Genomic DNA, 14,478 nt, shown 5'->3' with positions numbered 1-14,478 from the left:
TAATCCTTGCATGGAATTATAGTCAACTATCGGTGGTATAATAAAAATTATTTATAACAAAACCGATGCGAGCTTGAATCGGCTAAGGGAGAAATCAGACGATGAATATACGAGATTTAGAATACTTTAACGCTTTGGCAGAGATGCTTTCTTTTACGCAAGTGGCGCATAAATTTGCTGTCAGTCAACCAACCGTCAGCTACGCTGTCAAACGCTTGGAAGAGCATTATGGCTGTGATTTGATCGCTCGAGAAGCCTCTCATCGCTCCATTTCATTGACCACGGAAGGAGAAATTTTGAAGGCTCATGCACAGTATATCTTAGATGAATTTGTGACCTTGGACCGAGCCATCGACCATGCCAAAAACAACCGGACCCACATCGGTTTGCCGCCGATCATTCGTTCCAAAGTCTTTTCAAAACTCTTAGATGAAAAAGAGATCATCCGCTTTATTTCGAATTTCCACTTAGTATCTGGGGGATCCAATGAATTACTTTCGAAACTATTGTCAGGAAAAATCGATTTTAGCTTGCTGGGCAGTGTCAATCCCCTCGTCCACCCGAATCTGCAGGTGAAATTATTGCACCAACAAGAGTTTTTTATCTTTGTGTCAAAAGAAAACCCATTGGCAGAAAAAAAGGAAATCTCATTCGAAGAAGCTGCCGAATATCCCTTTATCCTATTGGAAAAAGGCTATACCCATATGCGCGCCTTTCAGAATTTAAGTGAGAAATCAAAGAAGAAGCCAGAAGTCCCCTTTTATTTTTCAGACGTTCAGACGATTGGTCAGTTGGTCAGTTCCAATATCGGCATTACCCTGATGACGGAATTTCCCGTGTTTCAAGAAATGGAAGGCTTAGTGAAAATACCACTAGTCCCTGAAGATAAGGAAATCTTTTATATTCAATATGCCTATTTAAAGAGTGCGATGTTGAATCAAGAGGTCCAGAAGTTGATCAGGATCTTGGATGAGCTGTCTTGGGAGGATGAAGGGTGAGGAGTGGGGATTTCTTGAGGTAAGGTCGGAGAAAAATGGTGTAGGTATGTGTTCTTGAGGTAAGAAAAATCTTTCAAAGTAGATAAAACGAGGAAATGGTTCCTTTAAACGATGAAACGAGAAAAATTCCCCTTTACTTAGACCGTTCTTACCGCATGGAAAAACGCTGAAAACCTTGATAAATCTCGGTTTTTAGCGTGGATTTTTGGTATAATAGTAGGACAGTAAAGTTTGTGACGGTGGCTATCTTTTGAAAGGTGGTGGTGCTTATGAAAGTAAGTGTTCACTCTTTAGAAAGGAGAAGCCTTTTGTCTGTAGCTGAAGCATTAGGGCTAATGATTAGTTTCGGTTCTTTAATCGCAACGATTATCTTTGGCATCCTAACTGCAGCAAAAAACGACAAAAAAAAGTAACCAGTCACTAAACTTTGGCGAGTTGACTGATTACTAAAATAATATAAAACTTGCCACCGTCTTAAACGGTGCTGTAGGGGAGTTGTTCGCGCAACCCCTTTTTACACAGTAATTATAGCAAGATTTCGGTGAGATATCAATCATTGACGCTACAGACGTGCTATTGCACGTCTATTTTTTTGTCCTCCTAAGTGGTGGAGCCGACTGGAACGTGGAGGGTAAAAAAGATCGCTTTTCCTTTTTAAAAAAGGTCTAAGTACCACCATTGTTCTGCAATTTAACCATTCATTTTCTCGGTATTATTAATCTATCGGGTACTTAAAATATCTTTCATGTGCATGAAGAAACTGAATGAACAATGGAAAATACCAATAACGCCCTACAATCGGCGCTTATACTGGCTGCCTAGCTGGACAAAATGTGATTGCGGTGAGTTAGTAAAACAAGTTTATGTGAAAAAAGGGTATTTTTCTATCCTGATGGGCTTTTTAAGTAACGCTACGACGGTTGAGAATCTGCAATTTACGCAAAGAAAAGAAGAGTTAGGTATTTTTAAGGAGAACGAAGCAAAGGCAATCCTTGATGCCATACATGCACTATAAGATGAAGAGGATGTGATCCGCAAAACTTTTACAGATAGCGGTCATGTAGACTGGGTATCTGGAACGTATTTTGATTTTGAGATTGCAAAATTAACGTTTGAATAATTACTGAAGGAATGGTCAAAACCAATTAGAGGAGGAACAACAATGGATGATTTATTTCTAAATAAGGAACACATTTCTGGGCGCCATTTTTGGAGTTAGTAAAGAGTCTTATATAGGATTGAATAGTTTAATTAAGTCGGATAATCACTTAGTAAATATTCTAATAACCAAGGTCAATCCTTTTGAAATTATCAGTATAATCATACTCGCATATCTGTTTACAAAAAAATAGAAGGAAGTAAAAAAGATTTTACACTTATTATTTCTATATGGTATATCCTGGATTTGCTTATTCTTTACTTTTTTTCTAACTAAGAGGGGTTACTTTTCTGATGTTCCAAGATTACAAGAAAGAAATGCAAAAATTAATGCATTATTTTTTTTAACCTACTTTATTATTGTTATTATTAGTTTGATGTTCATAAACTTAGATCGGCCAGAAGTAGTAATGGGCGAAAATGATTTTTACTTTTTCACAAAAGTTTTTTTCAATAATTTCATTTTTTTTTATATTATGTAGCGGATGTGTTCTAAATAAGTATGTTACCTATGTTGTAATAATATCTAATGCTTATCTTCGAGGCATTAATACGCCGCTAATTATTATGTTACAAATGGGTGCAGTATCCGTTCTACTTCATGGAGGGATCGAGTTTTTTGGTTTTTTCTTGGGTGCACTTATTGGTTTGAAAAGTATTGAATATCATGTGGCAAACGTCAAAAATACAAAATTAATTTTATTATTAGGAATTATCGCTATTTTTCTAGGTGCATTGGTAGAAGCATATATCACCACTATTTTTAATGATTTAAATAAGGAGAATTACTATGCAGGAAATTTTGAAAGTAACAGATGTTAATTTTGAGAGGAGCGACTTTAGTCTCAACAACATAAGTTTTAAAATCTACAGTGGGGATATTGTTGGTTTGATAGGTGAAAATGGTGCAGGGAAAACAAATTTATTTAACGTAATATTTAAAAATTTAGAGCCGTCCAATGGAGAAATATCTTTTTTGGGCGATCAGCACACAAAAACAGACAAATCAGAAATGGCCATTATTCTAGACAAAAATCATTTCAACGCATCATTTACAGCTATTGATATAAACTCTATTTTTAGCAAAGTTTTTAAAAACTGGAACAAGGAGCTATTTTTTTCATACATAAAGGAATTCGACTTACCAAAAGATAAAAAAATTAACGATTATTCACATGGTATGAAAGTGAAATTAAATTTTGCCTATGCTTTGTTTCGAAAGCTCAAATTGTTGTTGCTGGATGAGGCAACTAATGGATTGGATCCCGTATTTAGAAATACATTACTATCTTATATATCAGGTTTTTCAAAGGAAACTGGATGTGCTGTGTTTATTCCTTAAGGAATAAGATTAAAATAATCTATGTTATCTCATTTTTGATCATATACTTTACTGCTGTTTTGATATTTAAAGAAACTGGGCTTATAATAGCTAATATTATTAGTATATTTTTTTCTGTATCGATTGTACTACCATTATTCACAGATGATCATAAAGACGATTGGTACTATTTTTCTACTACTTTGCCTATTAGATATACGGATATAGTCCTATCAAGATATACTGTTATGGGAGTTGTTCTAGCAACTATTTCACTATTCAATTTAATTGTAGATTCTATATTTTTACTTTTTTACAACCAATACTCAATTTTGGTATACTTAAGTGTTATAGGATTATCAATAGCTATTAGTGTAATATACACTTCCCTTTTAGTACCAGCGGTTTATTTAGCTGGAATAAACGGAAGCTCATTCGTTTTTCTGATACTGATTGTTATATTCATGTTAGTTCAAAACTTATTGAAAACTTCTATGATAAATGAAATATTTAAATTATCAAATTACATTCTCTTTTTCTGCTTGTTCTTAGTTTGTTTATTGTTTTTGCTTATATCGATATACCTATCTTTTAGAATTACAAAAAAGATGGTTAACCAATGACCAAATACAGATTAAAGGAGCTTTAACATGTATGATGTAAAGTCAAAAAAATTTTATTGTAACAGATGTAAGAAAGAAATAAGTACTTATGAAACATGTTGGACTAAATGGCAATTTCCTCCCAAAATCAATAGCGCTCAAGAAAAATCCCTCAAGGCTTTAGAGAATCAAAATGCATCTATCTTATGTTTAAAGTGCGCCAACGATATTTTCTCTGAACCGTTTTAAAAAGTTGAAGTATTTATACTTCCCGTTATTAGTCACCAAATAAGATGTATTTCAGGATAAAAAAGGTGTCAGAAACTTAATAGTTTTTAATCCTTTTTTTATCCCTCGTTTAAGGGGACACTGGAACATCCGTATAGAAAATAGCGGTAGTTTTTGGGAATGATTATTCAGAATCATTTTGACAATGACTTTTTGAAACTATAAAACATTGTTATAATAAGATTTTATAACTTATTTTACTGATTGCCAAAAACTAATTTTTTTAGAATCTATGCTACTTTCCTTATTGCTCATTTCTGCATGAATGTTTCAGTGGCCCTTATATAGACAAATTTATAACAAGAAAAGTCTATTCTGAAAAACACTATATAATAAATATATACAGTTATAGTGTTTTATCATGAAAGGATGATTCATATGGTTTTTGAGCGGAAATGTTACGGTGACCAAGGGAAAGTACCTGTTACACCGTATAATCAACGATGGTATTGGCCACCTGATTGGATAGAATGCGATTGTGGTGATCTAGAAAAAATTACGGTAAGGAAAGGAAATTCTTTTTACTCAAATGGACATTATCTATGCAAAACTTGTGACCGAGAGTATCGAAAAATTGATGGTACTAATCGATTTGTTTTAGTGAGAGATAAGGTAAATTAAAAAATTTATTAATCCATGTATTCTTAGAGCATTGCTAATAGTGCAGTGTTTTTTTTATGAAGATGATGCAACTACTTTATAAAATTTACCTAATAATGTATTTCCCTTCTATATCAGTAATCGTTTACAGTATTGTTTTATTACATCTTCAAACTGTTATCTAGACTAAGACATGTTTTTTTTATATAATCAAGATAATTAATTACTTGAGGGGTTTAATAATGAAAAAGAACTATCAAAAATTATTTTTGTCAGTGTAATAATGGTCTCAACTTTGTTGATAATCAGATTCCAAAAAAAGAAGTTAGCTACCTTCCAGTTCATTATTTTACAGAAGTTATTACAGATAATAAACAAGAACTAATTGATAGATCGAATATAAACAAAGTCTCAATTGCTGATAAACAATTAATTGTAGAACTGAAAAATGAATTGAACAACTATGATGAAGTATCATATTTACTCGATGGAAATGATGATGAACTAACGTTGTCACTTTATATTAATCAAAATAATAATAGAAGTAATAATTCTCAGAGTCACAGTAAATCAACCTTAGTTTTGCCATTAACTAACAACATTGAATCTGGTATCAATATAGTGAATATATAAGCTAATAATTAATAAGAGAGCTGAATCGATTCGAAAAGAGTAACAAGGATGATTTTGAATTTTAAATTATTAGATTAGGTGAGTGAGGGATATAATATAATGATTATTTATATAGTATGTTATTGGGTGTTACTCATTGCTTGTGGTGTACTAATTAGACAAAATGAAAAAGGAAATAAACAAATTTACCAAAAAATTGCAAATGAGTTTGGCTCAATGTCTTTAAAAGAGGCTGAAGGATTGTTAAAAAAACAAACCAATTATTTTTTTAAAGAAAATCCTAAAACTGGTTTTTTCTTGCGTCACCTAGCGTATTTTTTTCAATTCATATTCATACTCCTATATTTTTTTACGCCATTCTTATCAATGGTGTACTGGTTAAGTGTCCTTTTTATTTTTTTTCAGTTAACTCTTATAGCGGATATTATAGCTATTTTATATGTAAAAAAAGTATATTCGAAGAACGAAATTGAATTGTTTTGGAAAGAATATTTAGACAATCATCCTACAAACTTATTGAAAGTAGCGTTAGATAATGGATATTACACACCTAAGTCAAATGTCCTATTAATTAATCGTTCTATATTGTTACTTGTTTTTTCAGCTACTGTAGCGTTAATCCAATTCTTCTATCACAACTTTGGTGTATGAGAAAATGACTTAGGTTTTTTTAGGGTGTTTATAATGCTGGTGTATGTATAGAATCATATAGTATACATTGAAGCGAAAAAGCACTTTGGTTTCTTCTAATAAGAATGATAGATAGAAAATCTTCTATTAACAAATTTTCTTGAGAAATGAGGGAGGGCAAAAACTTGGAAGTTTTTGCATCTCCTTTAATTATTTACAGATACTTATAATTTCTGGTTTGATAGTATTTAGAAGATATCAGAATGCACAGCAACTATTGTTGTAAAGAAGGATTCGGTAGTATGTTTCAGGCAAATCGCCAGAAATTGCCATAAAATCCCCTCTATTCTACTCTCTTTTTCAAGAATTCCTGTTAAATGATAGGTTTTATGTCAAAATGAAAGGTAGAAATGGATGAGGAGTGGTTGAAATGAAAGAAACGATATTAGCAATGAAGCTGAAAGAATATAGAGAAAAAAACAAGCTAACGCAAAGTAGGCTAGCAGAATTATTAGAAGTAAGTGACAAGACGATCTCAAAATGGGAGTTAGGTGCTACGTACCCTAGCAAAAAAAATATGATCAAAATAGCCGAAGAATTGGATATCTCATTAGAAACATTACTTTTGGAAGAAACTAAGAAAGACAATGAGGATTTAAAAGTAAGTATCAAGTATGGGGTGATTAGTTTTTGCTTGATCTTTTTTGTCACGATGATCATAACTTCGTTCAATCAAGACTTCAGCAGGATTATGAATCTTTCTATTCAAGAAAAATTTGGGGTACTTTTAACCACCGCTTTAAAACTATTGAGTATCTCGGTGCCGCCAGCGATTATCATTGGCTCCGTGTTTTATTTTTATATCTTTCCTAAAAATAAAAAAGAGTACTAACCATTTCCTCGATTTCGACAGAAATGGTAGATTAGGGTATAGGAATCAAGTCATGGACAGGAAAACGGCATTTTAGATAAAAAAGAGTGCGCAGTCTGGCTAGTGTGAAAAGCGCGTAAGTTTTACAAGAAGGAGAGAGCAGGATGGGATTCTTTGGTAAAAAAAAAGAAGTCAGAAATTTAACGAAGGAAGAAGCAGCAGAAATCAAAGAAGAAATGGCACGACAAATGTTTCAAAAAACGAAAATGATATTGGCATGGTTAAGAAAATCAAAGACCTGACAAATATGAGTACAGGACAAGCGAAAGAGCTATTCCTGAAATTCAGGGATGAGCTAACCGAGAGATAGCGGATAGGGAATCAGCCAACAACAGTCTTTCAAATGGGAGCCAGATTCGCTTCATTGACAGCTTATGCGGTTGAAAAGGATGTTGTAATCTGGTCAGTTAGTTTTATAAAACTCGGTTACGCCGTAGCACTTCTATTACAATCAAGATTTTTTTCTTCTACTGGAGGGCACAACGATGTCGAAAGATTTAAAAAAGGTTTACAGTATTACGGTTATTCAGGTAGTGATTTACGTGATTGCGTTCGCCATGGCTTTTCTTAATCGTGGGATCTCACCGAACTGGCCCTTCTACTTGGTCCTAGTAGGAATATTAGGAGGATTTTTTATCCCCCAAAAATATCGCTCCCAATTTTCTTCGACTGCTTCGAGTATTTTTTTAAAGAGCCGTACGAGACGTACAGAAAATATAATCGAACTGACCGTCACTTGTTTCGTCATTTTTCTGGTTATTTATTTAAATCTTGTCTAGAGGGGGTGTGACTATGAATACTATCAAAAAGAAGCGGTGGTTAGGATTGGTGGGTCTTTATTTACTTTTGGCTATAGTGTCCTCACTTATACGACAAGTGAAGTACTATGGCATAACGGCGATACTTATGATCATTCTCACTTTCATCGTACTGGTCATTTTATGGGGGTCTTTGCTTCATCACAACGTTATTCGTGTCACTTGGACAAGTATGACTTATGAACCAAATCTTCATAAAAGTGAACGGGTGTTTTTATTTAGCCTCGTTACTTTAGTAGCGCCGGTTCTTAGATTTCATGACCTGACTGTCTATGACCTAATCGTTTCTGTTGTAGCTATATTGGTAGGGATAGTTGGTTTTGTAATAAATGAGCATCGATTAAATCGGAAAAAACAAACGCTATAGTAGAATTTTTCATTTGATCTCAGAAGTGACCGTTTTTATGCGGTCGCTTTTTTAATGAAATAAATGATCTTTTAAGCGCAATGAAAATAAATCAGATCACGGTGATCCGCACCGTGTTTTCTTTATTTTGAAACGCTTTTTATAGAAACATGCAGAATTCTCTAGTCTTCAACAACAACGGCTGTTCCGCTGGCTGTCACCACAATTAACATTATATCTGAATTTACAAATTGATTGTAGCTGATATGCGTATTGACTATGGCGTTTGCCGATAAGCGATACGCTTGTTGTTCCAACTCCGCGAGAGCCAACTTTCTTCCTTTAGAATATTCATCAGAATAGGTAGTAGATTTTCCACCAAATATCCCTTTTATCCCACTTATGGCGTCCTTTACGATGTTTACGGAAATCACTTGTTCATTAAAAATAGCTCCTTTTACTTCACTGATTTTTTGGTCTGCAATGGTCTCGGTTGTTACTAAATACATAATAGATTCCTTCTTTCACAATTTCATTTCTACAGTAAAAATAGTGGCGCTGTTATAGGCTAATGAGCAATAGACGTTTTCAAAAAATAAGAGTTGATTTTGAGAAATATTTCTGACAGACAGCAGTTTGTCAGTTAAAAAAAGGTCGATATTTTGTTTGATACAATCTTCCGTCTCCACGATAAAACTCATACTTGCATAAGTCCCTTTAGTAAAAGCAAATTCCCCTTCTTCCTTTTTACTTTCAAGACAAGGGATATCTTCATTTTCACGATGAACATAAAAAATTTGATCTAGAGAGGATAGATTCATATTATTGGCTTTTATCAAATCCACCTCGCCATTTTCCACAACTGATTCTGGAAAAGAATGAAAATAACGATCGGATCTCTCGAAGAAACTTATTTCGTTTAACTTGTAGGAATTTTGGGCTTCGATAACGGCGTGTACGGTATTTTTTATAGCCAGCAATTCATCGATCTTTTTTTGGATCGTTTGTTCGGCTTCAGTAAAAAAAGGTGCCATGTTTGATTGGGTCAAAATGGTTTTGATGGAACGAAGCGAGTAACCAATATTTTTAAAAACGAGAATCTGATAGAGTTTGTAGACATTTTCTTCATCAAAGAAAAAATACCCGTTTTCATTCCGTTCCTTTGGTGTGAGCAATTCGATATCAATATAGTGTCGAATGGTGTGTTTCGAAATAGAAAACAATGATGCTAGTTCACTTGTTGTAAGTAATTTCATAAGTAGCCTCCTGAGGATAAGTATATCGTGTCGGGTAACCACACAGTCAATAGCTTATGAAAAAATATGGAATATATCTTCTTCTAAAACACAATTCTCGTACACTGTTATACCAAAATGTCAGTTCTCTAGTGAGAAGCATCCAAAGTCTGCAGTTCTAATATTTTAGTTCCATGAAAAAAATAGAAATTCCTATGCACAAAAAAAAAGGATAATAGAAAAAGTACGTTTATAGTTTTGGATTATATAATTATAAGGATGAGATGGTTAAGATGAAGAAATAATAGATAGTAAGCCTCCCTTGAATTGTAGGTTACGCACTTGTGATATAGACATTATAAATCATAGCATTTAGCAAATAATTTTATGTAATAACCGTTGTTAGGTGTTTTTTTTTAATAAATTAAAACGCGTAGTTTAATGCTAAGATGCCGTTTGTTAAATCGAAATGAGGAGAAAAAATGAAAAATAAACATATGCACCTTTTTTTAGTTGGATTATTGTTTGGGTCAATTGTAATGAATCCAGTACAAGCATTAACAGATACGCTCGGAATAGCACCTGCTCAGGAACAAGAAGCTGCCAATCTTTTATCGGAACCTTTGAACAGCTTTGAAAAAAGTGAAAATCAGGAACCGTCGCCTGATAACAAAGATGTATTTTCTGAAAGTGAAGCTAAGGAAAACCTTTTGGAGAATGAAACGTCAAGCAGTCTAGAAGATGATGCTGCTATGAATGAGGAGCAATCGGATAACAGTAAAGAACTATCTGAAAGCCAGTCATCTGAATCCAATACGAGTGAAAGTATGAAAGATAATGCTGACCAGAATCAAATACATAAAAAAGACTCAAAGATGCTTATGGCTCCAATGGAAGCTTCAGAAACGTTCACTTATGATTTAACAGTCGAATATGATCCTCTTAAGTTTAAATCTTTGGTAATCGATTTACCCATTCCTGAAAAATATATACAGGATGAACTATATTTTCGTCTTCTGTTAGGTGGAGATGACGGAAATTTTTACGAGTACAAATCGGATCAGCAATATTTCATGACAGGTTCATCACATAGCAATCCAGTAATAGGAGTGAACACTTTACAAATGTCATGGAGTAATTTCACTCAAGGTTGGAGCCCTGATGATTATGAATATTTTGGGTTTACTGTGGTTATTCATTACAAAGATGCTAACGGGAATGACCTATTTACAGCTGCATACAATATCCGTTTTACAAACAGCCACTTAACTATTCAGTATGTAGATGAATCAGGTCATGAAATCTACCCTTCACGTCGAATTGATGATAGTAGAAATCAGCCCTATAACGTTTCAACTAGCGACTATATTCCACAAATTCCAGGATATGAGCTAGACACAAGTAAGTTGCCTTCTAATGCTATTGGAGTATTTCAACGTGGTGAATTTACTGTTACCTATGTTTATCAGAAAGCGCAAATTGATTATACCGATATTTTGATTAAAGATAGTACTATTCATACACAAGACACATGGTCACCGATTGATAACTTTATCGAGGCTTCATCAAAAGAAGGGAAACAGCTAACTTATGAGGAATTTTTGGCAAACGGCGGGATTGTCTCTGGTACAGTAGACACACAGACAGCGGGTACTTATACGGTTAGTTATACTCTCAATAATCTAACCAAGGATGCAACAATAGTTGTTAAGCCTCGGCTGACCGCCATAAATGTCTCTGACTCAACAATCTATGTGGGTGATCCATGGGAAGCAGAGGATAATTTTGAGAGTGCATTAGACAAAGATGGCAACGATGTTGATTTTTCAGCCCTAACGGTCGATGCCAGTAAAGCAGATACGAGTAAAGCCGGCAGTTTTGACGTCACGTATACGTACGATGGTGTAACCAGTACAGCGATTGTTACGGTCAAAGAAAAACAAACTGCGGTGAACGTCCATGATTCAACGATCTACGTGGGGGATAGCTGGGAAGCAGAGGATAACTTCGATAGTGCGTTGGATAAAGATGGTAATCCGATAGATTTCCAAGAACTGACGGTCGATGCTAGTAAAGCAGAAACAAATAAAGCAGGTACTTTTGAAGTCACCTATACGTACGATGGTGTAACGAGTACAGCGATCATTACGGTCAAAGAAAAAATGACAGCCGTCAACGTCCATGATTCCACGATTTATGTGGGTGATTCATGGCAAGCAGAAGATAATTTCGATAGTGCGTTAGATAAAGATGGTAACGACGTTGCACTTTCAGATCTGACGGTCGATGCTAGTAAAGCCGACACGAGTAAAGCAGGGACCTTTGAAGTCAAGTACACGTATGATGGTGTAACGAGTACAGCGATTGTTACAGTCAAAGAAAAAATGACAGCCGTCAATGTCCACGATTCAACGATCTACGTGGGGGATAACTGGGAAGCAGAAGATAATTTCGATAGTGCGTTAGACAAAGATGGCAACGATGTTGATTTTTCAGCTTTAACGGTCGATGCTAGTAAAGCCGACACGAGTAAAGCAGGCAGCTTTAAAGTTACCTATACGTATGATGGTGTAACGAGTACAGCGATTGTCACAGTTAAAGAAAAAATGACAGCCGTCAACGTCCATGATTCTACGATTTATGTGGGAGATAATTGGGAAGCAGAAGATAACTTCGACAGTGCGTTAGATAAAGATGGCAACGATGTTGCACTTTCAGATCTGACGGTCGATGCCAGTAAAGCAGATACGAGTAAAGCAGGCAGCTTTAAAGTCACGTATACGTATGATGGTGAAACGAGTACAGCGACTATCACGGTCAAAGAAAAAATGACAGCCGTCAACGTCCATGATTCTACGATTTATGTGGGAGACAATTGGGAAGCAGAAGATAATTTCGATAGTGCGTTAGATAAAGATGGTAATCCGGTAGATTTCCAAGATCTTGCAGTTGATGCCAGTCAAGCAGATACGAGTAAAGCAGGCAGCTTTGAAGTCACCTATACGTATGATGGTGTAACGAGTACAGCGATTGTTACGGTCAAAGAAAAAATGACCGCCGTCAACGTCCATGATTCTACGATTTATGTGGGAGACAATTGGGAAGCAGAAGATAATTTTGATAGTGCGTTAGATAAAGATGGTAATTCAGTAGATTTCCAAGATCTGACGGTTGATGCGAGTCAAGCAGATACAAGTAAAGCAGGCAGCTTTGAAGTCACCTATACGTATGATGGTGTAACGAGTACAGCGACTATCACGGTCAAAGAGAAAATGACAGCCGTCAACGTCCATGATTCTATGATCTATGTGGGAGACAATTGGGAAGCAGAAGATAACTTCGACAGTGCGTTAGATAAAGATGGCAACGACGTTGCACTTTCAGATCTGACGGTCGATGCTAGTAAAGCCGACACGAGTAAAGCAGGGAGCTTTGAAGTCACCTATACGTACGATGGTATAACCAGTAAAGCGATCATTACAGTCAAAGAAAAAATGACCGCCGTCAACGTCCATGATTCTACGATTTATGTGGGAGACAATTGGGAAGCAGAAGATAATTTCGATAGTGCGTTAGACAAAGATGGCAACGACGTTGCACTTTCAGATCTGACGGTCGATGCTAGTAAAGCCGACACGAGTAAAGCAGGCAGCTTTGAAGTTACCTATACGTATGATGGTATAACCAGTAAAGCGATCGTGACAGTCAAAGAGAAAATGACAGCCGTCAATGTCCACGATTCCACGATTTATGTGGGTGATTCATGGCAAGCAGAAGATAATTTCGATAGTGCATTAGATAAAGACGGTAATTCAGTAGATTTCCAAGATCTAACGGTGGATACGAGTAAAGCTGATACGAGTAAAGCAGGCAGCTTTGAAGTTACCTACACGTATGATGGTGTAACCAGTAAAGCGATTGTTACAGTCAAAGAAAAAATGACAGCCGTCAATGTCCACGATTCCACGATCTACGTGGGGGATAACTGGCAAGCAGAAGATAATTTCGATAGTGCGTTAGATAAAGATGGCAACGACGTTGATTTTTCAGCCCTAACGGTCGATGCCAGTAAAGCCGACACGAGTAAAGCAGGCATCTTTGAAGTCACATACACGTATGATGGTGTAACGAGTACAGCGATCATTACGGTTAAAGAGAAAATGACAGCCATCAATGTCCATGATTCCACGATTTATGTGGGAGATAAATGGACGGCAAAAGAAAATTTTGACAATGCATTAGACAAAGCAGGAAAGAAAGTCGTGTACGAAGACTTGACAGTAGACGCCAGTCAAGTTGATCCGAGCAAAGCAGGTAGCTATGAAGTATCGTATAGTTATGATGGAATTACGGTAACGGCTACAGTCACAGTAAAAGAAAAACCTAGCCAAGAAAAACCTGCAGATGATTCAACGCATGCGACACCAGAACAAGAGAAAGAGAATCAGAAAAAAACAACTCCTGATAGTAAGAAACAGGTAACACTTCCTAAAACAAATGAAAATAAATCAGTAGTTGAATTAGTAGCAGGTGTCATAATTGTGCTTCTGACAGGTGTAATTTTCTTTTGGAAAAAAAGAAAAGTGAATAAAGAGTAAGATCTAAAAAAATAAAGTATGCGGGATTTATTTCCGGGTACTTTATTTTATTTAAAAAAGACTTCAGCCAAGCTTCTCTTTCTTGATAGGTAAGAGATGGAAACCTTCACAGAGACCATGTAGATTACACAAAATCAACTCCCGAACAACAGAATATAGATGATGAATCTATTAAATTTACTGTTCAGAAATGACTTTTACGAATTTCTTTATGCAATTTTTTAGAAATTATTCGATACAGTGTACGGGACTATAATACCCTGGATTTTATTACATTTCTTGTATAATTTATTCGCTTTATTACTCTCTCTAACATGGAA

Annotated in this window: 11 protein-coding genes and 1 pseudogene; 10 read left to right on the top strand and 2 right to left on the bottom strand. The window is 35.3% G+C overall.

Going from position 1 to position 14,478, the window contains the following annotated elements; genetic code table 11:
- The first annotated feature begins 101 nt into the window (after window positions 1-101).
- The 9 genes and pseudogenes from ACTW1R_RS15800 to ACTW1R_RS15760 all read left to right on the top strand — a co-directional run bounded on the left by ACTW1R_RS15800 (window position 102) and on the right by ACTW1R_RS15760 (window position 8,346).
- On the top strand, window positions 102-998 hold the full coding sequence (locus ACTW1R_RS15800; protein ID WP_270274305.1) for a LysR family transcriptional regulator: 897 nt from the start codon (window positions 102-104) through the stop codon (window positions 996-998).
- A gap of 269 nt (window positions 999-1,267) precedes the next feature.
- Window positions 1,268-1,411: a putative holin-like toxin gene (locus ACTW1R_RS15795; RefSeq protein ID WP_015510573.1), complete on the top strand. Its 144-nt coding sequence runs from the start codon at window positions 1,268-1,270 to the stop codon at window positions 1,409-1,411.
- 1,165 nt (window positions 1,412-2,576) lie between these two features.
- Complete coding sequence (locus ACTW1R_RS15790) at window positions 2,577-2,978, top strand: hypothetical protein (protein ID WP_311903578.1); 402 nt, start codon at window positions 2,577-2,579, stop codon at window positions 2,976-2,978.
- Window positions 2,947-3,498 (top strand): ATP-binding cassette domain-containing protein, encoded by a 552-nt coding sequence (locus ACTW1R_RS15785; RefSeq protein WP_311903579.1) that lies wholly within the window; start codon window positions 2,947-2,949, stop codon window positions 3,496-3,498. The genes ACTW1R_RS15790 and ACTW1R_RS15785 overlap by 32 nt, the downstream gene beginning before the upstream one ends.
- Window positions 3,477-4,100: an ABC-2 transporter permease gene (locus tag ACTW1R_RS15780; protein WP_428213949.1), complete on the top strand. Its 624-nt coding sequence runs from the start codon at window positions 3,477-3,479 to the stop codon at window positions 4,098-4,100. Before ACTW1R_RS15785 ends, ACTW1R_RS15780 begins: the two co-directional genes overlap by 22 nt.
- Before the next feature lie 1,599 nt (window positions 4,101-5,699).
- Window positions 5,700-6,251, top strand: a complete 552-nt coding sequence (locus ACTW1R_RS15775; protein ID WP_115232976.1) for a hypothetical protein — start codon at window positions 5,700-5,702, stop codon at window positions 6,249-6,251.
- Window positions 6,252-6,660: 409 nt separating this feature from the next.
- Complete coding sequence (locus ACTW1R_RS15770; RefSeq protein WP_489927322.1) at window positions 6,661-7,122, top strand: helix-turn-helix domain-containing protein; 462 nt, start codon at window positions 6,661-6,663, stop codon at window positions 7,120-7,122.
- Between the two features lie 143 nt (window positions 7,123-7,265).
- Window positions 7,266-7,471: pseudogene (locus tag ACTW1R_RS15765) on the top strand (hypothetical protein).
- 482 nt (window positions 7,472-7,953) lie between these two features.
- Complete coding sequence (locus ACTW1R_RS15760) at window positions 7,954-8,346, top strand: hypothetical protein (protein ID WP_489927320.1); 393 nt, start codon at window positions 7,954-7,956, stop codon at window positions 8,344-8,346.
- Window positions 8,347-8,507: 161 nt separating this feature from the next.
- Here ACTW1R_RS15760 and ACTW1R_RS15755 read toward each other — a convergent pair whose 3' ends face one another.
- Both ACTW1R_RS15755 and ACTW1R_RS15750 read right to left on the bottom strand, forming a co-directional pair.
- Window positions 8,508-8,834: a YbjQ family protein gene (locus ACTW1R_RS15755; RefSeq protein WP_489927319.1), complete on the bottom strand. Its 327-nt coding sequence runs from the start codon at window positions 8,832-8,834 to the stop codon at window positions 8,508-8,510.
- Window positions 8,835-8,849: 15 nt separating this feature from the next.
- Window positions 8,850-9,581 carry a MerR family transcriptional regulator gene (locus ACTW1R_RS15750; protein ID WP_087628125.1) on the bottom strand — a complete coding sequence of 244 codons (732 nt, stop codon included), beginning with the start codon at window positions 9,579-9,581 and terminating at the stop codon, window positions 8,850-8,852.
- A gap of 461 nt (window positions 9,582-10,042) precedes the next feature.
- On the opposite strand from ACTW1R_RS15750, the gene ACTW1R_RS15745 reads away from it, so the two are divergent.
- A complete protein-coding gene (locus ACTW1R_RS15745) occupies window positions 10,043-14,158 on the top strand; it encodes a bacterial Ig-like domain-containing protein (protein WP_489927318.1) in 4,116 nt (1,371 codons plus the stop codon).
- Window positions 14,159-14,478 lie beyond the last annotated feature (320 nt).

The sequence above is a fragment of the Enterococcus sp. R12 genome (assembly GCF_058135755.1).
This window is presented reverse-complemented; position numbering and strand designations above follow the sequence as displayed.

Bases quoted from the DNA above. Each gene is read 5' to 3' on its own strand.
- ACTW1R_RS15800 (WP_270274305.1), top strand. From the start codon at position 102: ATGAATATACGAGATTTAGAATACTTTAACGCTTTGGCAGAGATGCTT.
- ACTW1R_RS15795 (WP_015510573.1), top strand. From the start codon at position 1,268: ATGAAAGTAAGTGTTCACTCTTTAGAAAGGAGAAGCCTTTTGTCTGTA.
- ACTW1R_RS15790 (WP_311903578.1), top strand. From the start codon at position 2,577: ATGATTTTTACTTTTTCACAAAAGTTTTTTTCAATAATTTCATTTTTT.
- ACTW1R_RS15785 (WP_311903579.1), top strand. From the start codon at position 2,947: ATGCAGGAAATTTTGAAAGTAACAGATGTTAATTTTGAGAGGAGCGAC.
- ACTW1R_RS15780 (WP_428213949.1), top strand. From the start codon at position 3,477: ATGTGCTGTGTTTATTCCTTAAGGAATAAGATTAAAATAATCTATGTT.
- ACTW1R_RS15775 (WP_115232976.1), top strand. From the start codon at position 5,700: ATGATTATTTATATAGTATGTTATTGGGTGTTACTCATTGCTTGTGGT.
- ACTW1R_RS15770 (WP_489927322.1), top strand. From the start codon at position 6,661: ATGAAAGAAACGATATTAGCAATGAAGCTGAAAGAATATAGAGAAAAA.
- ACTW1R_RS15760 (WP_489927320.1), top strand. From the start codon at position 7,954: ATGAATACTATCAAAAAGAAGCGGTGGTTAGGATTGGTGGGTCTTTAT.
- ACTW1R_RS15755 (WP_489927319.1), bottom strand. From the start codon at position 8,834: ATGTATTTAGTAACAACCGAGACCATTGCAGACCAAAAAATCAGTGAA.
- ACTW1R_RS15750 (WP_087628125.1), bottom strand. From the start codon at position 9,581: ATGAAATTACTTACAACAAGTGAACTAGCATCATTGTTTTCTATTTCG.
- ACTW1R_RS15745 (WP_489927318.1), top strand. From the start codon at position 10,043: ATGAAAAATAAACATATGCACCTTTTTTTAGTTGGATTATTGTTTGGG.